Raw genomic sequence first — 20559 nt, forward strand, 5'->3', positions numbered from 1 at the left:
CTCGGCCACAGGCGTTACGCCGCTCGGGTGAGGGGTGCCGGGAGCTGCCGTGGCCCACCGCACGGCTGGGCCCGGGGCCGCACGTGTGCTGTCGGGCCTCCGCCTGCCCGGACCTGGACATGCGGGTTTCGGCCGCTGGTACTTCACTCGGAGGACCGCAAGAGTTGACCGACCACGGGGGCAGGGAGGCCGGTGCGTGCTGGGCGACATGGGACGGGGTGCGACGGTGACCGTGCTGTTGGCGTCTGTCGCCCTCTGCGCGAGCGGATGCTCGGACCACACCGGTACTCCGTCGGGCGTCGCGAGCAAGGCGGCCTCCGCGGCCGCGTCCGTGGGCTCTGGGGCGGCCGATGCCCTGGCCTCGGCCAACGCCGAGGCCCGCCGGGAAATCGACTCGGTCAAGGGCGGCATCGACACCAAGGCCGATGTGAAGCTCGGCGCCAGGGGCACGGACGGCAGCGGGCGCAGCACCGTCACGGTGACGGCGGACAACACCACGGACGCGAAGAAGTCCTTCGCCGTTCAGGTCGACTTCCGGGACTCGGGAGGGAATCTGCTGGACGTGGTCGTGGTGACGGTCCCCGATGTGGCGGCAGGCACGTCGGGCACGGCGACGGCGCGCAGCACCCGCGACCTCTCCGCAACGGTGCAGGCCGAGGTCGGTGCCGCTGTGCGGTATTGACGCGGCAGCGGCCACGGCATGGGCATGGCCGGCGTGGTCTTGGCGTGGTGTGGACGCCCGGCGCGCATGCCCGCCTCCCGCGTTGGTGGCGGGGACGAGAGCTGACCGGCCGGGCGGGGGCGGACGCATGTCAGGCGGACGCCCCGGCCGCGGCCTGCTCGCCGGGCGAGGCCGACGGCTCTGCCGCCAGGAACTCCACCACGGCCAGCAGGAACAGCAGGCACAGGGCGATGCCGACCACCACCCAGCCGGTGGGGTACGACCACAACAGGTAGACCAGCAACGACAGAGCCACCAGGATCCAGGTGAGCCACGTGCGGTGACGGCGTACGAAGGGACCGACCGGCCCGGTGCGCAGACCGGCGCGGTCGGCGGTGACGCGTACCGCTCCGATGCCGGAGGTCCACAGCCGTCGGACGAGCCCCGCGTGCCGGCCCGGGCCGGTGAGCCAGGCGCCCAGGGCGATGACGACACCGAGGGCCACGACCATGCGCACGGTGGTCTGCAGGAAGTGGGTCAGCGCGTCGTACACGGCGCCGGCCGCGCCCTGGGAGACGTCGGCGGGCAGCCGGTCCAGGTAGATCACGCGGAACGCGCGCAGTCCGATGCCGAGCACCCCGGTGGCGACGGCGACGCCGAGGCAGCCGGCGACCAGGGCCCGGCGCCGCCGGACCGAGAGCAGGACGCCGGCGGCGATCAGCACGACGGCCAGCACCGGCAGCCAGTTGCCCGCGAGCTGGAGCAGCCGGACGTATGTCCTCGCCTTGCCGACCTGCTCGGATCTGACGAGGGTGAAGTCGGTGTGCACGGTGGGGATGTGTGCGGCGACGGACATCCCGGCATCGACGAGGCGCGTTCTGACCTGGTCGATGAGGGGAGCGAGGTCGAGAGTGACCGTGTCGTTCTTCAGCTGGACCGCGCCGCCGCCGCTGCCGGTGAGGGCCTTGTCGAGAGAGCTGTGGATCCTGCGGTTGGCGTCGGTCCAGACGGTCTTGAAGGCGTCCGACGCGGCGACCGCCCGGGCCTTGTCGTGGACGAAGCTGCGCACGGCCTCTTCGAGCGAGTCGCCGAGCCTGCCGCCCAGCGCCTTCTGCAGACGGGGCCGGTCCTGGGGGACCGCTTCCGAGAGCAGTGCGGGCAGGTCGAGGTGGGTCATGAGCGCGTCGGTGGCCCTGTTGGCCACGGCGTTCTGCACCTCGGGGTTCGAGGCGAGCGGGGCGACCGTGGCCACGTAGCGGTCGGTGTCGCCCAACTCGTCGGCCGCCCACACGGCGATGACGGAGAGCGGGGCGAGGACACATCCGACGACGATGAGCACAGCGGCGAGGAAGGAGGTGAGGCGGTGCCGGGGCGGCCGCGCCTGCTCGCCTTCGAGGGCCGCCGCCCGCGCCCGCGGTTGTTCCGGATCGGGCCGTTCCGCAGGGTCCTCCGGATGTGCGTCGCCGTCAGCCACCGGTACCTCCTCGCCGCCTCCACCTCCAAGTCTGTTCAGCCGACCTGTAACGGGGCGGCCACGCGACCAGGGGTAGCCCGTTCGGGTCAGCGGCGCCGACACCGCCGTACGCGCTCCGTCCCCCGCGGTCGGCCGGGCCGCTGCACGCACTGCCCGACCCGCTCCTGGCCGGCTCCCGAGGACCGACGAGGTCCGGTGATCGAACGCCGGAACGCTCTCTGGAGCGGCTGACCGCCGCCATGCTGCCGGACCCCCGCCGAACCGACCGGTCCACAGGGCCTGGGCGGGCTGCCTGCCCTCGCGCCCCCCCGTGACGGCTGAGCGCGCCCGATCGGGCCCGCCCCGCTCGCCGCCCACGTGTCGGGCCGCTTTGACTGTCCTACGACAGGGCGGCACGCGGTCGGGAGGCGGTATGTCGTGGACGGCACGGCTGGTGCGTCTGCGAGCCGACGCCGAACGGCGTTTCCCCGTCGTCACCGCGCTGACGAGCCGCCTGCTGTCCGCGAACCTGCTGGACGCGGCCACGAGGCTGGCGGCTCAGGCATTCCTGGCCTGCGTACCTCTGTTGTTCGCGATCGCGGCGTTCACCCCGCAGGCCGTCCGCGAGCAGCTCAGCGAGTCGCTGCGGGCCCTGTTCGGTCTCACCGGCCCTGCCGACCAGCAGGTGCAACAGGTTCTCACCCCGTCCACCGACACGGCCCTACGGGACACGAGCGGGGCCGTCGGCCTGCTCATCACCCTGATCTCCGCGACCAGTTTCAGCCGTGCCATGGCCCGGGTCTGCGAGCGCGCCTGGCGTCTGCCGAGGCTGGGCACCCGAATCGCCGCCTGGCGCTGGGTGGTCTGGCTGCTCGCACTGGTGCTGGTCGTCCTTCTCCAAGGGCCGGTCCGCAACGGTTTCGGCTCCGGCCTCTGGCTCGGTGCCCCTCTCGTCTTCCTGGTGGGCATCGGGATCTGGCTGGGGACGCAGCACCTGCTGCTGGCCGGCCGCGTTCCCTGGTTGACGCTCCTGCCGGGCGCACTGCTGGCCTCGGCCGCCACGACCGCGCTCAGCCTGACCGCACGGCTGTACATGCCCGGTGCCCTCAACCGCTCCCTGAACGAGTACGGCTCCTTCGGCATGGTCCTCGCCCTGCTGTCCTGGCTGATCGTCCTGTCCGCCGCGATCACCTTCGCGGTGACCATCGGAGCGGTGCTGGCCCAGGAGCCGCCACTGAGCAGGTATCTGGCGGCGAAGCGGGGATCGTAGCCCTGGTCGGACGGCCTCCGGCCAGGACAGCTGGTGCGACATGCCGACCGGACACCTGTGGTGCCCAACCCGCGCCGGGCAACTCGGGCGGGGCCAAGGAGGGAGCCCCGGGGAAAAGATCGTCACGGCACTGGCCCTGGGCGGTGTCCGCGCGTTCTCCGAGCGCGACGCGGGTCTGTGACGCCCCGGCTCACCTCCGCCGGGATCGGCAGGGTGGGGATCGGGACGGGAGACACGCGCCTCACCAACGTCAGCGGCCAGGTCCGCTGATCCGCTCCGGTCGGATCACATAGATCACCCGAACCTGGTCACGACCGCCGAACCAGGGGTAGGGCCCGCCGAGATACTTCTGCGCGAGCGTCTCGATGTGGTCGACCGCGCCCTCCGTGGTCACGCGCACGACACGGCCGCGGATCTGGATGTAGGAGGACGGTTCCGCAGGGTCGGCGACCGCGACGGCCACCCGCGGGTCACGCGCGATGTTCCGGGTCTTCTGATGCGACTCGACGCTGTTGATCAGGACGTGCTCGCCGTCGGTGTCGACCCAGGTCTGGGTGAGCTGGGGCGAACCGTCAGGCATCGTCGTAGCGATGTAGCAGGTGCTGGGGCGGCGCAGCAGCGCTACCAGGTCGTCGTCGAGGGGCACGGGCACGGGGGCTCTCCCGGGGTCGGCACGAAGGGGGCTGGAGCAACGGTAGCCCCGGCAACGGAACCGGCCCTCCCCTCCCCCCTGAGACCGACGACCACCAACTGCACCGCGCCTGCACGGCTGCATGGCTCCATAGCTCCTATGACTGGTCGGCCCGACTGGCGACCCTCGCCGCGCCGGCCGCCTGTCGGGGCGCGGCCGGGCCGGCGAGGGTCGCCAGTCGACGCAGGCCGGTCCGTCGCTGCACCAGGCTCAGCCCGGTGACCACCGCACCCAGGGCCAGCCAGCCCGCCGGACCGGCCGTCATCACCGCACCGGTGAGCAGCAGCGGACCCACCGACTTCTGCACCGACTGGGACATCCCGGCCACTCCCAGGTAGGAAGCCCGGGCACGCGGCGGAGCCAGGCTGACCGCCAGCTCCCAGGAACTCACCGAGCGCAACAGTTCGGCCAGGGTGACCAGAATCGCGGCTCCCAGCATGGCGAATGAGGCCGACCAGGCCCTGCCGCCGGTGGCGGTCGCCAGTACCAGGCAGCAGGCGAGGAAGGTCATGCCGTACCAGCCCACTGCCGCAGCCGCTCCGCGCGCCCCTTCGGCCCGGGCCGAGACCCGGAGCTGGAGGACCACGACGAGCACGGTGTTGACCACCAGGAAGGCGGGGACCACTGCGTGCGGCGCGCTGGTGTGATGCACGAGCCACAACGGCAGGCCGACGTTGAGAACCGAGTCGTCCAGGTTCATGGGGATGTCGAGCAGTACGAAGAGCAGGTATCCGTGGTCCCGCCAGGGGCTGGGGGCGGACGACGGTTCGCCAGGGGTACTGCTGTCGTTCTGCGCCACGACCAGGCCGTGGCCGACCGGCTCCCGGGTCCGCCAGACCAGTGCGGCGGCCAGGACGAAGGAGAGCGCGTTGGCCAGGATCAGAGCACGGTAGGCGTTCGCGGTGCCCACGCCGAGGCCGAGCGCGGCGATGCCCGCGCCGATCGCGTATCCGGCGTTGGCCACACTACGGAACAGCGCCTGGTAGGTGGATCGCCGCTCGCCCGCGACCCGGGTGGCGAAGAGCATCTCCAGGGTCTTCGCCGCTCGCTCCCCCAGGCAGGTGAGAGCGACCACGGACAGCAGCGCGGCGAAGTCGTCGGCGACCAGCAGCAGGAGCATGGTACCCAGTCGCAGCAGATGACAGCCGATCAGCAGGGCGCGCACGGAGAGCCGTTCGGCGGCCCGGCCCGCGAGCGGTGACCCGGCGATCCCCGCGATCGCCCCCACCCCCAGCAGCAGCCCCAGCTGGCGCGCGTCCAGCCGGCTCACGAAGGTGAAGTACAGCACCGAGGCCGCCGCCCACACCCCCGTCCCGGTCCGGTCCACGCACTGCGCGAGCAGCATGATCCGCGCGTCCCGCCCGCCCGGCGGCCGCCGCAGCTGCGCTATCAGTCCGTCCCTGTCCCCTCGCATGGCGAGGCCCCCGTTCCACCGTAGGTCAAATCTCGACATCAAGATACTTGATATCGATAGACTTCGGCTTGCACCGCCTGCCGTCGCCGATGCAGGTGGCGACTCCGTCCTGCCGGGCGTTCGCGATCAGGCACGACCACCGGCGGCTCGTGATCAGTGCCGTCAGCCATCCGAGGGTGGCCACCACCCGCTACCCGGACAGGGCCGAGGTCCGCCCGCTCATCGCCGAACTCCTGGCCGGCAGCGAGGACTTCGCCCGGCTCTGGAATTCCCAGGAGCTCGGAATCGACCACCATGCCCGGCAGGTCTTCCAGCACCCGCAGGTCGGCCCGATCGAGCTGGACTTCGACCTCCTCACCGTGCCGGACCGCGAGCAGCAAGTAGTGCTCTTCACCGCCGAACCGGGCTCCAGCGCCTACCGGAACCTGCAACTCCTCAAGGTCATCGGCGCCCAGCGGATGGACACGCCCGCCTGAGCCCCGGACGTGCCGGGCCCGGGCGCCACGGTCGGCCCGGACAGGCTCGACCGCCGGCCGTCAGGACCGCCGGCCGGGTGCCTCCGCCGCGAGAGCGACGCGGCGCAGCAGGTCGGACAGGGTGCGGCGTTCCTCGCGCGAGAGAGTGCCGAGCAGCCGGTATTCCTCGTCACCGAGCACGTCCATCGCGCCCAGCCAGATCGCACGGCCGGCTTCGGTCAGTTCGACGTCGACGCGGCGCCGGTCCGTCTTCGACGGCGTGCGGCGCACGAAGCCGCGGCGCTCCAGGGCGTCGAGGCGGCCGGTGACCGACGCCGGGGCGAGGTCGAGATCGGCGGCGAGTTCGGACGGGGCCGCCCGGCCCGCGCGGGCGGCGAGCCTGTGCAGGGTTTCGAACTCGTGGCGTTCCAGTTCGTAGTTGACCAGCGACCGCTCCCGAACCTTGCCGAGATGCGAGGTGATCTTCTGCATCCGGGTCACCGCGCCCTCGATGTCAGGGTCGAGGTCGGGCAGCACCGTCTTCCAGCGGGTGACGTGCTCATCCGTCCGGTCGTGCCCTGTGGGCTTCGTCCGCTCCATGTCTCCCAGGGTACGGCGTGGCGCTTCGGCTTCAGATATTTCGGCACCTCATATTTCGCTGCCATATATTTCGTTGACGAATCTTTGGCATCGAAATACATTCGCCGCCATGCCCTACCGACTGCTGCACAACCGCGCCTTCCGGCTGCTCTTCCTCGGACGGTCGCTGTCCCTCGTCGGCGACGCCGTCGTGCCCGCCGCACTCTCCCTCGCCGTGTTGCGGGCCACCGGGTCCACGTCGGCCCTCGCACTCGTCCTCGGTTGCGCGATGGTCCCGCGGCTTCTGCTGCTGCCCCTCGGCGGAGTCGTCGCGGACCGGTTCAACGCCCGCACGGTGGCACTCGGCACCGATCTCGTCCGGTGTGCCGCACAACTCTGGGTGGGCATCCAACTCCTCGGCAGCACAGCCGAGTTGTGGCAGATCGCACTCGCTTCGTCGGTCGGCGGCGCCGCCTCCGCGTTCGCCATGCCGACCCTGCCACGGCTGATCACCGGCACGGTGCGAGAGGAGGACCGGCAGGCCGCCAACTCCGCGCTCGGCGTGGTCAGCAGTACCACCGGCTTCGGCGGCCCGGCCCTGGCAGGAGCGCTGATCCTGACCGCCGGACCCGGGTGGGCGTTCATCGTGGACGCCACGTCCTTCGCCGTCAGCGCGGCCAGTCTCGCCCTGATCCGCATCGCCCACCTCCCGGGAGAGCGCGGCTCGCTGCGGGTCGACCTCGTGGAGGGCTGGCAGGAGGTCCGCAGCCGTGACTGGTACTGGACGAGCCTCATCGCGCACGCCGTCTGGAACGGTGCCGCGGCCGTGCTGTCGACGCTCGGACCCGCCCTGGCCGTAAGGCAGTTGGGCGGTGAGGGCACCTGGGTGGCCATCCTCCAGGCCGGCGCCGTCGGACTGCTGCTCGGTTCCCTCCTCGCCGGACGTGCCCGCCCTCGTCGGCCGATCCTGGTGGCCAACCTGGGCATCGCGACATACGCACTGCCGCTCGCCCTCTTCGCAGCCGGCGCCCCAGCCGTCGCCGTCATCGTCGCCTACGGCCTCGCCCTGGCCGGCCTCGGCTTCCTCAACCCCGTCTGGGAGACCTCCGTCCAGGCCGCCATCCCGCCCAAGGTGCTCGCCCGCGTCACGTCGTACGACTGGCTGCTCTCCCTGGGCGCCACGCCCCTCGGCTACGTCCTCGCCCCGCTCGCGGCAGACGCGTGGGGCCCACGGGCTCCCCTGTGGGCCGCCGCGATCGCGGTGGGCCTGGCCTGCACCGGAACCGCGGCCGTACCGGGCGTCCGCCGCTTCACCGCCACCGACGGAGTAGCGACCCCGCTCACCCGCGCGAACTCACCCGAGAACCATCACGGCGAAGAGCACTCGACCGAACCGGCGCACGCATCGACCGAGCACCAGCACGGACGCACCGGGTGACCGCGCCTGGTGCGGTCTTCGCCAGGGACCGGTACCGCGCGTGAGTCCGACCGGGACCTCGACGCCGCCGGATCGGAGCCGATGCCGGCCCGGCCCCTCGCCGAAGACGCCCGGCCGGTCACCGAGGGCCGACGGCGGCCGCCTCAGCGCTCCGGCAGGCGGCGGGCCTCGCCGGTGCCCAGCGTGATCACGGCCCGGGGCCGCATGGGTTCCTCGCCCCGACGGCTGAGCACGACCACCTCCTCCACCACCGCCGACAGAGTGCCGAGCCGCGCAGCGCACTCGGCGGCCAGTCGCCGCGGGTCGCGTGCGCGGCCGAGGGAGAGATGCGGGGTGAAGCGGCCACCGCGCCCGTGGCACAGCGGGAACCGCAGCTCGAGCGCCCCCTGGAGACGGGCCCACGGTGCCAGGCCCGCCGCTGCCGGATCGAGCCACACCGTCGCGTCGTACCGATGCCGGAAGTACCGCACGCCGGCCAGACGCGCGGTGAACGCCGGGTTCTGCGCCGCGGCCGCGGAGAGCAGCGGCACGGCCCGCGCGAACTCCTCCTCCGGTACGAAGCCGAACAGCAGATTCACGTGCGGCGGCCACCGCCGTACCTGCGGATCGTGCTCCCAGCGGATGTCCTGGATCACCGGCCAGAGCGATTGCGGCGGCAGCCACGCCACCGCCGTCCTGGGTGTCCGCGCCACTTCGAGCGCGTCCATCGGCTCGCCCTCACCGAAAATCTGGTTTCCGTCCACACTGCCATGATTCATGCGGAACAGGGCACGAGGTCGTCCGCGGCGCGGTGGACCACCTGCCGTGACGACCCGGTCGGAGAAAAATCTTCGGCCGGCGATGTCGAGAACCCGTGGCCGGCTCCGTCCCAGTGGTGAACGCGACCACAATGGGTCGCACCAGCACCGAGGAGAACCACGATGGCCAAGTACCTGCTGCTCAAGCACTACCGCGGCGCTCCGGCTGCGGTCAACGACGTGCCGATGGACCAGTGGACGCCGGAGGAGATCTCCGCGCACGTGCAGTACATGAACGACTTCGCGGCCCGGCTCGAGAAGACCGGCGAGTTCGTCGACGGTCAGGCGCTCGCTCCCCAGGGCACGTTCGTCCGGTACGACGGTGAGGGGCGCCCGCCGGTCACCGACGGCCCGTTCGCCGAGACCAAGGACCTCATCGCCGGCTGGATGGTGATCGACGTCGACACCTACGAGCGCGCGGTCGAGCTGGCCGGAGAACTGTCGGCGGCCCCCGGCGCGGGCGGCAGGCCGATCCACGAGTGGCTCGAACTGCGCCCCTTCCTGACCGAGCCGCCCACCATCACGGAGTGACCACATCGATGGACGAGGTCCTGCTGAGGAGCCTCACGCCGGGCGTGCTCGGGATCCTCGTCCGCCGCGGAGCCGACTTCGCGGCGGCCGAGGACGCCGTGCAGGACGCGCTGGTCGAGGCCGTGCGCGTCTGGCCGGCCGACCCGCCGCGAGACCCGAAGGGCTGGCTGGTCACCGTGGCGTGGCGCCGGTTCCTCGACGCGACCCGGGCGGACGCCGCCCGCCGCCGGCGTGAGGACCTCGTCGACGAGGAACCGGCGCCCGGGCCCGCGCCCGCCGTGGACGACACGCTCCAGCTCTACTTCCTGTGCGCCCACCCGTCGCTGACGGCGTCGTCCGCGGTCGCCCTCACGCTGCGCGCCGTCGGCGGGCTGACCACCCGTCAGATCGCGCAGGCCTACCTGGTGCCCGAGGCGACGATGGCGCAGCGCATCAGCCGTGCCAAGCGCACCGTCTCCGGCGTGCGGTTCGACCGGCCCGGCGACGTCGCCACCGTGCTGCGCGTGCTCTATCTGGTCTTCAACGAGGGCTACTCCGGCGACGTCGACCTCGCCACCGAGGCCATCCGGCTCACCCGGCGACTCGCGGCCGCGATCGATCACCCCGAAGTGGCGGGGCTGCTGGCCCTCATGCTGCTCCACCACGCCCGGCGGGCCACCCGGATCGCACCCGACGGCAGCCTGGTGCCGCTCGCCGAACAGGACCGCAGCCGGTGGGACACCCAGTCGATCACGGAGGGTGTGGAGATCCTGCAGGCGGCCCTGGCCCGCGACCGGCTGGGCGAGTTCCAGGCCCAGGCCGCCATCGCGGCGCTCCACGCCGACGCGCCCACCGCCGGGGAGACCGACTGGGTGCAGATCGTCGAGTGGTACGACGAGCTGGCCCGCCTGACCGACAGCCCGGTCGTTCGCCTCAACCGCGCAGTGGCCGTCGGCGAGGCCGACGGACCGCGCGCGGGGCTGGCGGCGCTCGCACCGCTGGACGACTCGCTGCCCCGCTACGCCGCGGTGTCGGCGTACCTCCACGAGCGCGACGGCGACCTGGCGACGGCGGCACGGCTGTACGCCGAGGCGGCCCAGAAGGCACCCGCCCGCGCCGAGCGCGACTACCTGACGCGCCAGGCGGCCCGGCTCAACGCCCGCCGCCGCTGAGGGGTCGTGCTCGGACTCCCCGCGGCACGTGGCCCGACGTGAGCCGCGGCCGTGCCCCGGAAACCGTCGAGTGCCGGCGAGTGCCGTGTGCCGGTGACCACGTCTCGCGGCTCGTTCGCGGTCAGCCCTCGCGGTGGTGGTCGTAGAAGCCCCGCCCGGTCATCACGGCAGGCGAGGCCGAGACGCGAGTGCCGACTGCCGCAGCGCGGACCGTCGCCCGGGCCACGCCCGGCTCGGCGGCGGCCGCGGACGGCGGCAGGCCGCGGGGCTGGACGACCCCGAGCGTCCACTCGGGTGCCTGCGGCACCAAGGGGCGGGGGTGGAGCCCCCTGCGTCACGCCGACCGTGGTCTCGCCGCACGGCTCGCCCCGGACGAGGTCGACCGCCGCGCGCAGCTGCCCGGCTGCCGGCAGGGTGGCGCGGGCGGTCCGTGTCACTGACGCTCGTGTCGACCGCGGCCAACGTCGGCGGTCTGGGCCTCGGCCCGCTCGCCGCGGGGGTGCTCGCCCAGTACCTGGGCGCGCCGCTGCACCTGCCGTACGCGGTCTTCGGCGTGCTGCTCCTGACGGGCGTCGCCGCCATCGCCCTGACTCCGGAGACCGTACGCAAGCCGGCGGTCCGGCCGTCGTACCGGCCCCAGCGGGTCGGCGCCGCCTTGGGCGAGCGGGGATACCCGGGCGCGGCAGCGGCGGGGTTCGCGTCCATGGCCGTCTTCGGCCTGTTCGCGTCCGTGGCCCCCGGGTTCGTCAGCGGGACCCTGCACCACCCCTCCCACGCGCTGGCCGGGCTGATCGTGTTCACCGTGTTCGGTGCCGCCGCGGCGGCCCAGGTTCTCACCGGCCGCCTTCGCGACCGGACCCGGTGGACGGTCGGCCTGCTCGCCCAGGCCGCGGGGATGACCCTCCTCGCGGTCGCCCTGCACGTCACCGGCCTGCCGGTCTTCGTGCTCACCGCCGGTGCGGGGGCCGGGGTACTGTTCAAGTCTGCCGTCGGCCTTGTGGCCGGTACGGCCGCCGCGGCCCGGCGCGGTGAAGCCCTCGCGGGTCTCTTCCTCGCCTGCTACCTGGGCCTGGCCCTGTTCCCCGTCGGCCTGGGCGTGGCCAGCCGCTCGATGACCGTGACCGCGGCGACGACGTGGTTCACCGGTGTCGTCCTGGCCCTGCTCGCCGCCGTGGCCGTGCTCACGAGCGGCCACGGCTCCCGCACCACGCGCTGACCGGCCGTTCCGCCGCTTCGGGTTCAGGGCGCCGGGACGTGCCGGAACCGTTTGCGGTAGTCGCTGGGGGTGGTGTTGAGGCGGCGGCGGAAGACGCGGATCAGGGTGTCGATGGTGTTGAAGCCGCTGAGGGCGGCGATGCGGTCGAGGGTGTCGTCCGTGGTCTCCAGTCGGGCCCGGGCGGCTTCGAGGCGTACGGACTCGACGTAGGCGCCGGGTGTGGTGCCGAGTTCGTCGCGGAAGAGGCGGCTGAGGTGGCGTTCACCGATGCTCGCGTGCGTGGCGAGGTCGGCGACGGACAGTGGCCGGGTGAGGTTCTGGCTGATGTGGAGCCGCAGGTCGTCCATGCGGCGGGAGGTGGGGCCGGTTTCGAGAGGCACGCTGAACTGGCTCTGGCCGCTGTGGCGTTTGAGGTACATGACGAGCTGGCGGGCGACGGCGACGGCGGCGGGCTCTCCGAAGTCCTCGGCGACCAGGGCCAGGGACAGGTCGAGGCACGCGGTCAGACCTGCGCCGGTCCAGACGTTGCCCTGGCGAATGAAGATCGGGTCGGCGTCGACCTCGACGGCCGGGTGGTCGGCGGCGAGCTGCGGCGCGGTCGACCAGTGGGTGGTCGCCCGTTTGCCGTCCAGGAGTCCGGCCGCGGCGAGCAGGTGCGCGCCGACGCACACCGAGGCGATACGGCGCGAACGAGCGGCGAGCTGTTCGACCCGGGCGACGACCGCGGGGTCCACGAGGGCGTGGACCTGACGGCGGTGGTCGACTTCGACGGAGCCGGGGACGAGGAGGGTGTCGATGCGGCGGCGGGCGGCGTCGTCGAGCGTCAGGTCGGGGACGATGCGAACTCCGGCGGACGTGGTGACGGGTTGCAGGGTTTCGGCGGCGAGCGCGACGTCATAGCCGGGATCGCCGTCCATCTCGCGGCGCAGGAGCGCGAAGACCTCCGGTGGTCCGGTGACGTCGAGCAGGTCGACGCCCTCGAACAGCACGATGACGACGAGTCTTCGAATCTGGCTCATTCGGTTCCCCCCGGGTGTCCGGGCGGCATGTCAGGTTCTGCAAGTTTTACGACATTGCCGCCGACCTGGCCGGATCGTAGCGTCTACTCCGCCCACACAGTTGGCCGAAAATCTCCACATGATCTTTACGACAAGGGGCAGTTGTGCCTTCGAAAACCCTGCGTGACCTCAGCTCTCTCGACCAGACCCCGGCGGTGCTCGCGAACTCCACGCTGGTCCTGATCGACGTCCAGAACACCTACACCCGGGGCGTGATGGAGCTGGAGGGCTGGCCGACCGCCCTGGACCGCGCGTCCGAGCTGCTGGAAGACGCCCGCGCCGCCGGTGCGAAGGTCATTCACGTCCGGCACGACGGCGGCGAGGGCAGCCCGTACGACCTCAACGCCGAGGTCGGGCAGATCCACAAGCGGGTCGCCCCGATCGACGGTGAGCCGGTCGTCACGAAGCAGGCCCCGAACGCGTTCCACGGCACCGACCTCGGCGAGCTGGTGGACGAGGCCGGGAACACCGACCTGATCCTGGCCGGCTTCATGACACACATGTGCATCGCGTTCACCGCCCAGGGCGCGTTCCTGCGCGGCAACAGGCCCACCGTGGTCGCCGACGCCACCGCCACCAGGTCCCTGAAGACCGACGTCGCGGAGGTGTCGGCCGCCCAGCTCCACCACGGCGCTCTCGCGACGATCGCCGACCTGTACGGCGTCGTCGTCCCGTCCGCCGACGTCCTGGGCTGACGGCAGACCGGAACACCGAACTCCGCCGCGGAGAAGAACACTTGCCCCCCGCGCGATCCGCTCTCCGCGGCGGCGCGGCCATCCCCGTCGTGCGGGGCGGGATGTTGCTGTGATCGCACCTGTGATCGATCGGGGCGCACCGCCGAAATGGCCGAAAACGTGTGCCCGCCGGGGGACAAGCACCACACCACACAACGCGCGTACACGGGGATGCCGCGCGTCCATTCCAGAGGGGGATGACAGGAAGTGCCCATACCCAACCGCAGAACCGTTCTCGCCGCCGGCGCCGCCACCGCGGCGACCGCCGCCTTCACCAACCTCGCCGCGTCCGGCACCGCGAACGCCGACGGCGGAACTCCCGACACCAGCACCGCCGAGGCCGCCCGGAAGAAGGCCGCTCGCGACAACATCCGTGCGGTCGACACCGGCATGCGCACCAACTACGACACCCTGCGCGGCAACCTGAGCAAGCACCTCGGCCCGGTCGTCATCGTCAACAACGACATGGTCGGCGGCACGTACTACCTCGTGAACAACGGGACCGTACTGGAGACGGTCAAGCCCGTCGACGAGGTGTTCGAGCTGGCCAAGTCCATCGCCCACACCCCGCTCGGCATCTACTCCATCTGCGCGCCCTCTCTGGACCCGAACTACATTCCGCCGGCCCAGGCCCCCTACACCGACGCACACGATCTGGCCATGGTCGCCTTCAACGGCCCGAAGGACACGAGCTGGATCACCCCGCTCCAGACGTTCTCCGCCACCCTGGACACCGCCCGCAAGACCCTCGCGGACGCCAAGCTCCCGGCCGATCTGCAGGACTCCTGCGCGTTCATCCTCGACAAGGCCCACGACTACATCGCCGCCACGATCAGCAGGCGCGAGTTCGACATGAAGGCCTTCGAGGACTTCTCCGGCTCCGTGTACCCGAGCATCCGCACGAACATGTACTGGTCGTCCAAGGTGCAGATCCAGGGCGTCAGCGACCTGATGACCCGTTGGCGCCAGAAGGTCGGGGACGCCGCCTGGTCCGGCCTGTACGTGGTGGTGCTGTCCCTGTGGACCACCTACGAGCTGAACCAGAACAGCATCATCATCAAGAACTTCATGAACCAGGACAAGGTCGGCTCCCATCTGATCGACCTCATGACCGCGCAGTCCGCCGCCGACCCGGTGGCCGTCGCCCTCGACAACCTCGCCCGCATCGTCATGGACAACATCGCCGCCGAGATGGTGTTCTCCACCGACCAGACCACCGCCGACGCCCTCAAGGGCAGGCAGGATCTGCTGTCCACCGAGATCCTCCAGCTCCTCGGCGGAGCCGGTACCGGCGCGTCCGGCGCCGCCGCGCTCACCAAGGGCCAGGCCAACCAGCTCGTCTGCCCCTTCCACAACCGGTCGGCCGCCACCCCGGCCCTCGTCTGACCCGCCGCAACCCCGGCACCACGCCCCGAAGGCTTCCCCCGAACCCGGAGACACCGTCTCCGGCAGGGGGAAGCCTTCGGGCATTTCCAAGGGAAACAGTGAAAAACTCACGCGTCATTCATCGCGCGGCCAGACTCTGGGCACTTGGCGGCCTGGTCCTCCTCGCGCTCAACCTGCGCGCCGCCATCACCGGCATCTCCCCCGTCCTCAGCCAGTTGCAGGACGCCTTCCACCTCTCCGGCACCCAGGTCAGCATCCTGACCACGCTGCCCGTGCTCTGCCTCGGCGTCTTCGCCTCCCTCGCGCCGCCGATCGCCCGCCGCATCGGCACCGAGACCACCATCACCGCCGCCCTCGCCCTCCTCACCCTGGGCATCCTCCTCCGGGCCCTGCCCTCCCCCTTGACGCTGTTCACCGGCACGGTCCTCGCCGGTGCGGGGATCGCCGCCGGCAACGTCCTGCTGCCCGCCGTCATCAAACGCCATTTCGCCGCCCGCGTCGGCTCCCTCACCGGTGTGGCGATGATGCTCATGGCCGCCAGCGGGGCCCTCGCCGCCGCCCTCGCCATCCCCCTCGCCGACGCCGCCGGCTGGCGCACCGCGCTCGCCGCCTGGGCGCTGCCCTCCCTGCTGGCCGCACTCGCCTGGGGGCCACTCGCCGTACGCGGCCACCGGCGCCGCGCCCACAGCCGGCCGAGCACACCCGACGCCACGGTGTCCCTGATCCGCTCTCCGCTCGCCTGGGCGGTCGCCGCCTTCCTCGGCCTGGTCTCCCTGATGTTCTACGCCCTCATGGCATGGCTGCCGGAGATCATGCACGCCGACGGCTACCGGCCGGCCGAGGCCGGGATGATGGTGTCGGCCGTGCAGATCATCAGCATTCCCCTCGGCCTGGCCGTTCCCGTTCTCGCCACCCGCATGGCCACCCAACGCCCGCTCGTGGCCGCCGTCGCCGCGACGAAGGCCGCAGCCCTGACCGGCCTGCTCCTCGCGCCCCACGCCGGATGGCTGTGGATCTGCGTGCTCGGCCTCGCCACCGGCAGCGCCTTCCCGCTCGCCTTCACCCTGCTCAGCCTGCGCTCCCCCACCCCACAGATCGCCGCCCGCCTCTCCGGCATGGCCCAGACCGGCGGATATCTGATCGCCGGCGCCGGGCCCCTGATGATCGGCCTCCTGCACAGCCTCACCGGCGGCTGGCGGATACCGCTCCTGCTCCTGCTCGCCCTCCTCGTCCCCGAGGCAGCCGCCGGGCTGCTCGCCGGCCGCCCCGCGTTCGTCGCGGCCGGGGCCGGCTCCGGCCGCGACCGCGACCTGCCCCAGCTGCAAGCCGTCCGCTGACTGCCCTGATACGGGAGGTGCCCCCGCCCGGTCCTGGAGCGGGGGCACCTCTGCGGACTCGCCCAGCGAGCTGACGGGACCGGTCGCCGAGCCCACGGGCGGCCACTGCGAGCAGCTACTGCCCCGGGTGCAGAACGACCTTGGTGTAGCCCTCGACGCGCTTGTCGAACTTGTCGTAGGCCGTGGGCGCGTCGTTCAGGGACAGCTCATGGGAGACGACGAAACTCGGCCGTGCGCGGCCCGAGATGATGAGGTCGCGCAACTGCCGGTTGTAGCGCTTCACATTGCACTGCCCGGTGCCCAGACGCAGACCCTTCTCGAAGAGCTTGCCGATCGCGACCATGAGCCGGCCGTGCTTGGCCTGCTCGTCCGGCGCCCCCGGGTCGGCCGGCACGTACAGGCCGGGTATGCCGAGCGCTCCGGTCGCCCGGACGCTGTCGATGATCGAGTTCAGGACGGCCGCGGGCTCCTCGCGGTCCGCGCCCTTGGCCATGGCCTGGTACCCGACCGCGTCGATGCCCTTGTCCGTACCTTCACCGTTCGTCTGCTCCTTGATCTGCTCGACCGGGTTGCCCTCGGCGAAGTTGATCGGGATCGCCCCTATCTCCTCGGCCTTCTGCAGCCGCTCGAGCACGCGGTCCACGACGAACACCTTCGACGCACCGCGCGCGCGGACTCGTCCTCGTACGGCAGCGTCGTCCCCGGCAGGGCGTACTCGTCGCGGCGCCCGCACATCCCGAAGCCGCCCAGGCGGCTCGGCTCGCTCCGGTACGCGGTCGCGTCGTCGAGATAGGCGGGCTCGCCGGACTCCAGGGCGTCGAGCTGGGCGCCGGTGCGTTCGGCGGCGGCGAGCGCGCCCGCCCGCCACAGCTCGCGCCAGGCGGGCACCCGGGCCCGCACCAGACGGGCGGCGGACTGCTGGAAGGCACGGTACGGGCCGCTGTCCCCGGCGGTCATGGCCTCGCGCAGGGCGAGATAGCCCTCGACAGCGAGGTCCCTGCGGCGTCGGGCGGCGGCCTCGGTGTCCGCTCCGGTGCCCGGCGGCAGGGTGGCGGCGGCCGCGTACCGCTCGGGGTCGGCGAGCACCTCGGGCGGGAACGTGAACACCGCGTCCCCGGCTTCGGGCAGTCCGCTGTTCTGCATGAGCACGGTGATCCGCAGACCACCGCCCTGCACCAAGCGGTGCACGGTGCCCGGGGTGAACCAGGCGAGGGAGCCCGGTCCCAGCGGGATGTCGCGGTAGCCGTCCGGGCTCAGGGTCTGTACCGCGCCGCGGCCGGCGGTGACGACGTACGCCTCGGTGCACACCAGGTGCAGATGCGGGCTGCCGCCGCAGACACCGTCGGCGGCCTCCCAGTCGTAGGCACTCAGGTGCGACAGTCCGACGGCACCGGGCAACGGCCGGGTCGGCGCGGGCTTCGCCTCGCTCACCACGCCAGGGCCTCCAGATGGCGGCCGACCTGCTCGCGGTCCCAGGCGCCGTCGGCGATCACGATCCGGTAGCGGTAGTCGAAGCTCTCCCCCGGTGGCAGGGCGAACTCCTCGAAGAAGGCCCAGGAGAACGCGACGGTCGGGATCGGTTCGGAGCGCACGAACCAGTGCGAGGCGTGGACCGCGGACGACTCGTCCAGGTTCTCCGGGGCGTGCGCGAAGACGAGCGTGGAGTGGCCGTCGGTCCCGTCGTGCTCGGTGGTGTAGGCCAGCCACGGCCCCTGACTGCCCATCACCTTGTCGGCGCCGAAGCCCGGTTCGGAGTCGGGTGTGAACACACCGCCGCCGGTGAAGTCGCGCGGACCGCGCCACTGCAGTCCGGTGTAGCCGGCCATCTCGCGGCCCGCGGTGGTCGGCGAGCCGAACAGCAGGGGCTCGTCATGGATGTTGGCGAGCTGGATCGACCAGTCCAGGGTCCAGGCGCCGGCCTCCTCGTCCACCGTGTGCACGGCGAGTCCGCGCACCTCGCGGGCCCACTCCCGGCCGCCGTTCTCGACCCAGGTCAACTCCTCGGTGAGGTCGAGGCGTTCGTCGGTGACGGTGAGGCCGGTGAAGCCGTCGTGCCGCATCGAGCCGACCCGCTCGGGCAGACGGAGGTAACCCTCGCCGTGCACATAGCAGTTGCCGCCCCAGAAGTTCTGCCCGGACAGATGGCTGGCCGTCATCTGCAGACCCTTGTGCCAGCGGTGGTCGTTCGGCCGGTACCCGGTCACGGTACGTCCGGCGAGGGTGCGCACGGGGTGGGCGTAGGGCTTGCGGGCCTCGAAGGCGTCCGGGTCGGGGCGGTACACGTAGCGGAGGATCTCGGTGCCGTTCGGTGCCTCGACCGCGAGGTGGTCGCCGTGGACGTGGCTGACTCGGATGCTCATGCGCGCTCCTTCGGTGCCCAGTCGGGGTGGTCGCCGTGCATGGCCGCGTAGTAGGGGTCGCCGGGGCCGATCTCGCCCGCCCGCACCGGTTGCCCGGTGAACGCCGCCTTGTACAGGGCGGCGGCGAACTCCAGGGTGATGCGGGCGCCGGTCCCACTGCCCGGGGGCCGCACACCGCGGTCCAACGCATCGAGGAGGGCGCCGAGTTGAGCGCTGTGCGAGCTGGGCACGTCGGTGGCGGGGGTGCGCCAGACCTCGGCACGCCCGGGGTCGACGTGCGGTGCGGGGGTGTAGACCCAGTCGGCGTTGCCGTGCCCGTACAGATGGGTCAGTTCCAGCGTGGCGTCGGCGCAGTCGACACGGATACGGCTGACCTCGTCCGCGGACAGGACGCTGTTGACGACGGTGGCGAGCGCGCCGCTACGGAAGCGGACCAGGGCGGTGGAGACGTCCTCGCTCTCGACGTCGTGGACCAGCCGCGCCGCCATGGCCCGCACCTCGGCCCACTCCCCCAGCAAGTGCAGCAGCAGGTCGTACTGGTGGATGCCGTGGCCCATGGTCGGCCCGCCGCCCTCGGTCGCCCAGCGGCCGCGCCACGGTACGGAGTAGTAGCCGGTGTCCCGGTGCCAGGTGGTCTGGCAGTGCGCCAGCAGTGGGGTACCCAGCTCGCCGCGCTCGATCAGGTCCCGGGCATGTACGGCTCCGGAGCCGTAGCGGTGCTGGAAGACCACCGAGGCGTAGGCGCCGGAGGCCTCCTCCGCGGCGGCGATGTCGTCGTACTCGGCGAGCGACAGGCACAACGGCTTCTCGCACAGCACCCAGGCACCCGCCTTGAGCGCGGCGACGGTCTGCTCCCGGTGCAGCGCCGGCGGGGTGCCGATGAGCACGAGATCGGGGCGTACGGCGTCGAGCATGGCCTCGGTCGAGGTGAAACCGGTGACCTGCGCACCCGCTTCCTGCCGGAAGGCGGCCAGTCTGCTCTCGTCCACATCGACGGCGGCGACGAGTTCGACGCGCTCGCCATGGGCTCTGAGGGCGGGGAGATGGCTGCCGGTGACGATGGCGCCGGTGCCGATGACGGCGACGCGGCGGCGGGGTGCGGGCAGGGACATACGGCGCTCCTGAAGGCTCGGCAGACGGAGTCGAGCGCCATGCAGTAAGCGCTTGCTCCGTACGAGGCGACCCTAGGGGCGCGGGGATTGTCAGGACAACCCCTTGTGCGGAGGGATTCGCAGGTGCGAGAGGGACAGGGCCGGCTCCCGGCCCTGTCGGCGACGACGTCAGTACGTCAGTACCGCTGCGCCTTGGCGACTTCGGCGGTCAGCCTCGGCTCCGGAGGCTGATGACTGATGGCCAGCGGATGGACCGTCCCACCGGACTTGAGGTGTTCCGTGCCGACGTAGCGGGTCTCGACGACCTTCCCGTCGGAGTTGCGGAAATCGACCTGGACAGCGTAGGACGCCGTCTTGGCCGTCGAGTTGCGGATGTTGACGTGCAGCGCGAGCAGCCCGCCGGTCTCCGACCGCGGCAGGCCGGTGAGGGAGACATCGGACGTCGCGTTGCCGCGCCCCTTGACCTTCGCCAGCTCGGCGCGGGCCGCGGCGTTCGCCCGCTCGGTCTCGGCCGACACCGACGCCTCGAACTCCGAGGCCCGGGCCGAGGCCGAGGAGGCCGCGGCGGATGCCGACGCGTGGGCCGATGCCACGGCGGAGGAGGCGGCCGAGGCCAGCGCGGAAGGCGCGGTACCCGAGAACGACGCCGTCACGGGCGGCGAGGGACGGGCACTGAACGACGCACCGCCGTTGTCCTTGCCACCGTTGCCACCGCATGCCACGAGCGACAGGCTTCCCGCAGCAGCCAGAACGACTCCTGCGACAACGCCGGCGCCGTGATACCGCCGTGGTCGTCCGCCCCAAGACGCGCCGCTTCCCATGGCATCGACTCCCTTCCCTGCCACATCCCACCGGACTTCGCCGCATCCCGCCTGCGCGGAGGAAGAAGTCGCGGCGGGCACGCGGCACAGAGAAA

At 71.9% G+C, this 20559-nt stretch carries 21 protein-coding genes and 1 pseudogene; 10 read left to right on the forward strand and 12 right to left on the reverse strand.

All coding sequences use genetic code 11. The annotated features are described in order from the left end of the window. The first annotated feature begins 196 nt into the window (after nt 1-196). On the forward strand, nt 197-682 hold the full coding sequence (locus ADK64_RS30205) for a hypothetical protein (RefSeq protein WP_324614453.1): 486 nt from the start codon (nt 197-199) through the stop codon (nt 680-682). A gap of 130 nt (nt 683-812) precedes the next feature. Here ADK64_RS30205 and ADK64_RS30210 read toward each other — a convergent pair whose 3' ends face one another. Beyond that, nucleotides 813-2135, reverse strand: a complete 1323-nt coding sequence (locus ADK64_RS30210) for a hypothetical protein (protein ID WP_053664086.1) — start codon at nt 2133-2135, stop codon at nt 813-815. A gap of 412 nt (nt 2136-2547) precedes the next feature. On the opposite strand from ADK64_RS30210, the gene ADK64_RS30215 reads away from it, so the two are divergent. Next, nucleotides 2548-3384, forward strand: coding sequence for a YhjD/YihY/BrkB family envelope integrity protein (locus tag ADK64_RS30215; protein WP_053664088.1), 837 nt, complete (start codon nt 2548-2550; stop codon nt 3382-3384). A gap of 250 nt (nt 3385-3634) precedes the next feature. Here the strand turns inward: ADK64_RS30215 and ADK64_RS30220 are convergent, their stop codons facing one another. Further along, complete coding sequence (locus ADK64_RS30220) at nt 3635-4036, reverse strand: PPOX class F420-dependent oxidoreductase (RefSeq protein WP_234384753.1); 402 nt, start codon at nt 4034-4036, stop codon at nt 3635-3637. 136 nt (nt 4037-4172) lie between these two features. Then, entirely contained in the window at nt 4173-5489 is a 1317-nt protein-coding gene (locus tag ADK64_RS30225) for an MFS transporter (protein ID WP_234384754.1), read from the reverse strand. A gap of 89 nt (nt 5490-5578) precedes the next feature. Here ADK64_RS30225 and ADK64_RS30230 point away from each other — a divergent pair, with 89 nt between their 5' ends. Then, nucleotides 5579-5965: a hypothetical protein gene (locus ADK64_RS30230; RefSeq protein WP_053664093.1), complete on the forward strand. Its 387-nt coding sequence runs from the start codon at nt 5579-5581 to the stop codon at nt 5963-5965. A 60-nt stretch (nt 5966-6025) separates the two neighbouring features. Here the strand turns inward: ADK64_RS30230 and ADK64_RS30235 are convergent, their stop codons facing one another. Further along, the gene (locus tag ADK64_RS30235) at nt 6026-6544 is read right to left on the reverse strand and encodes a MarR family winged helix-turn-helix transcriptional regulator (protein ID WP_053664095.1); all 519 of its coding nucleotides are present in this window, start codon (nt 6542-6544) and stop codon (nt 6026-6028) included. A gap of 109 nt (nt 6545-6653) precedes the next feature. On the opposite strand from ADK64_RS30235, the gene ADK64_RS30240 reads away from it, so the two are divergent. Beyond that, nucleotides 6654-7961, forward strand: a complete 1308-nt coding sequence (locus ADK64_RS30240; protein ID WP_063789975.1) for an MFS transporter — start codon at nt 6654-6656, stop codon at nt 7959-7961. Nucleotides 7962-8104: 143 nt separating this feature from the next. Here the strand turns inward: ADK64_RS30240 and ADK64_RS30245 are convergent, their stop codons facing one another. Further along, on the reverse strand, nt 8105-8719 hold the full coding sequence (locus tag ADK64_RS30245; protein WP_107093129.1) for a 2'-5' RNA ligase family protein: 615 nt from the start codon (nt 8717-8719) through the stop codon (nt 8105-8107). Between the two features lie 162 nt (nt 8720-8881). On the opposite strand from ADK64_RS30245, the gene ADK64_RS30250 reads away from it, so the two are divergent. Both ADK64_RS30250 and ADK64_RS30255 read left to right on the forward strand, forming a co-directional pair. Continuing rightward, nucleotides 8882-9289, forward strand: a complete 408-nt coding sequence (locus ADK64_RS30250) for a YciI family protein (RefSeq protein WP_053664099.1) — start codon at nt 8882-8884, stop codon at nt 9287-9289. Nucleotides 9290-9297: 8 nt separating this feature from the next. Then, on the forward strand, nt 9298-10440 hold the full coding sequence (locus tag ADK64_RS30255) for an RNA polymerase sigma factor (RefSeq protein WP_053664101.1): 1143 nt from the start codon (nt 9298-9300) through the stop codon (nt 10438-10440). Between the two features lie 121 nt (nt 10441-10561). Here the strand turns inward: ADK64_RS30255 and ADK64_RS30260 are convergent, their stop codons facing one another. Beyond that, nucleotides 10562-10750, reverse strand: a complete 189-nt coding sequence (locus tag ADK64_RS30260) for a hypothetical protein (protein WP_159046368.1) — start codon at nt 10748-10750, stop codon at nt 10562-10564. 120 nt (nt 10751-10870) lie between these two features. On the opposite strand from ADK64_RS30260, the gene ADK64_RS30265 reads away from it, so the two are divergent. Continuing rightward, nucleotides 10871-11656: a hypothetical protein gene (locus ADK64_RS30265; RefSeq protein ID WP_199829745.1), complete on the forward strand. Its 786-nt coding sequence runs from the start codon at nt 10871-10873 to the stop codon at nt 11654-11656. 23 nt (nt 11657-11679) lie between these two features. On the opposite strand, the gene ADK64_RS30270 is transcribed toward ADK64_RS30265, so the two are convergent. Beyond that, nucleotides 11680-12675 carry a GlxA family transcriptional regulator gene (locus ADK64_RS30270; protein WP_053664104.1) on the reverse strand — a complete coding sequence of 332 codons (996 nt, stop codon included), beginning with the start codon at nt 12673-12675 and terminating at the stop codon, nt 11680-11682. Between the two features lie 143 nt (nt 12676-12818). Here ADK64_RS30270 and ADK64_RS30275 point away from each other — a divergent pair, with 143 nt between their 5' ends. The 3 genes from ADK64_RS30275 (at nt 12819) to ADK64_RS30285 (ending at nt 16171) form a co-directional block, all read left to right on the forward strand. After that, the gene (locus tag ADK64_RS30275) at nt 12819-13409 is read left to right on the forward strand and encodes a cysteine hydrolase family protein (protein WP_053664106.1); all 591 of its coding nucleotides are present in this window, start codon (nt 12819-12821) and stop codon (nt 13407-13409) included. Nucleotides 13410-13655: 246 nt separating this feature from the next. Next, complete coding sequence (locus ADK64_RS30280) at nt 13656-14834, forward strand: hypothetical protein (RefSeq protein WP_199829746.1); 1179 nt, start codon at nt 13656-13658, stop codon at nt 14832-14834. Between the two features lie 98 nt (nt 14835-14932). After that, complete coding sequence (locus tag ADK64_RS30285) at nt 14933-16171, forward strand: MFS transporter (RefSeq protein WP_078992922.1); 1239 nt, start codon at nt 14933-14935, stop codon at nt 16169-16171. Nucleotides 16172-16286: 115 nt separating this feature from the next. Here ADK64_RS30285 and ADK64_RS30290 read toward each other — a convergent pair. From ADK64_RS30290 to ADK64_RS30310, 5 genes and pseudogenes are all read right to left on the reverse strand, one after another. Beyond that, nucleotides 16287-16838: pseudogene (locus ADK64_RS30290) on the reverse strand (zinc-binding dehydrogenase); the annotation flags it as partial. After that, the gene (locus ADK64_RS30295; RefSeq protein ID WP_234384756.1) at nt 16772-17605 is read right to left on the reverse strand and encodes a cupin domain-containing protein; all 834 of its coding nucleotides are present in this window, start codon (nt 17603-17605) and stop codon (nt 16772-16774) included. The pseudogene ADK64_RS30290 and the gene ADK64_RS30295, both read right to left, overlap by 67 nt. Beyond that, complete coding sequence (locus ADK64_RS30300) at nt 17599-18531, reverse strand: PmoA family protein (RefSeq protein WP_053664108.1); 933 nt, start codon at nt 18529-18531, stop codon at nt 17599-17601. Before ADK64_RS30300 ends, ADK64_RS30295 begins: the two co-directional genes overlap by 7 nt. Beyond that, nucleotides 18528-19643: a Gfo/Idh/MocA family protein gene (locus tag ADK64_RS30305; RefSeq protein ID WP_053664110.1), complete on the reverse strand. Its 1116-nt coding sequence runs from the start codon at nt 19641-19643 to the stop codon at nt 18528-18530. Before ADK64_RS30305 ends, ADK64_RS30300 begins: the two co-directional genes overlap by 4 nt. Nucleotides 19644-19819: 176 nt before the next feature. Further along, complete coding sequence (locus ADK64_RS30310) at nt 19820-20296, reverse strand: hypothetical protein (RefSeq protein WP_324614454.1); 477 nt, start codon at nt 20294-20296, stop codon at nt 19820-19822. Between the last annotated feature and the right edge of the window lie 263 nt (nt 20297-20559).

It is taken from the genome of Streptomyces sp. MMG1121 (assembly GCF_001280015.1).
Classification (GTDB): Bacteria; Actinomycetota; Actinomycetes; order Streptomycetales; family Streptomycetaceae; genus Streptomyces.

What these genes read in the sequence shown, in the direction of transcription:
- ADK64_RS30215 (WP_053664088.1), top strand. Translation starts at nt 2,548, where the DNA reads ATGTCGTGGACGGCACGGCTGGTGCGTCTGCGAGCCGACGCCGAACGG.
- ADK64_RS30225 (WP_234384754.1), bottom strand. Translation starts at nt 5,489, where the DNA reads ATGCGAGGGGACAGGGACGGACTGATAGCGCAGCTGCGGCGGCCGCCG.
- ADK64_RS30230 (WP_053664093.1), top strand. Translation starts at nt 5,579, where the DNA reads ATGCAGGTGGCGACTCCGTCCTGCCGGGCGTTCGCGATCAGGCACGAC.
- ADK64_RS30235 (WP_053664095.1), bottom strand. Translation starts at nt 6,544, where the DNA reads ATGGAGCGGACGAAGCCCACAGGGCACGACCGGACGGATGAGCACGTC.
- ADK64_RS30240 (WP_063789975.1), top strand. Translation starts at nt 6,654, where the DNA reads ATGCCCTACCGACTGCTGCACAACCGCGCCTTCCGGCTGCTCTTCCTC.
- ADK64_RS30245 (WP_107093129.1), bottom strand. Translation starts at nt 8,719, where the DNA reads ATGAATCATGGCAGTGTGGACGGAAACCAGATTTTCGGTGAGGGCGAG.
- ADK64_RS30250 (WP_053664099.1), top strand. Translation starts at nt 8,882, where the DNA reads ATGGCCAAGTACCTGCTGCTCAAGCACTACCGCGGCGCTCCGGCTGCG.
- ADK64_RS30255 (WP_053664101.1), top strand. Translation starts at nt 9,298, where the DNA reads ATGGACGAGGTCCTGCTGAGGAGCCTCACGCCGGGCGTGCTCGGGATC.
- ADK64_RS30270 (WP_053664104.1), bottom strand. Translation starts at nt 12,675, where the DNA reads ATGAGCCAGATTCGAAGACTCGTCGTCATCGTGCTGTTCGAGGGCGTC.
- ADK64_RS30300 (WP_053664108.1), bottom strand. Translation starts at nt 18,531, where the DNA reads ATGAGCATCCGAGTCAGCCACGTCCACGGCGACCACCTCGCGGTCGAG.
- ADK64_RS30305 (WP_053664110.1), bottom strand. Translation starts at nt 19,643, where the DNA reads ATGTCCCTGCCCGCACCCCGCCGCCGCGTCGCCGTCATCGGCACCGGC.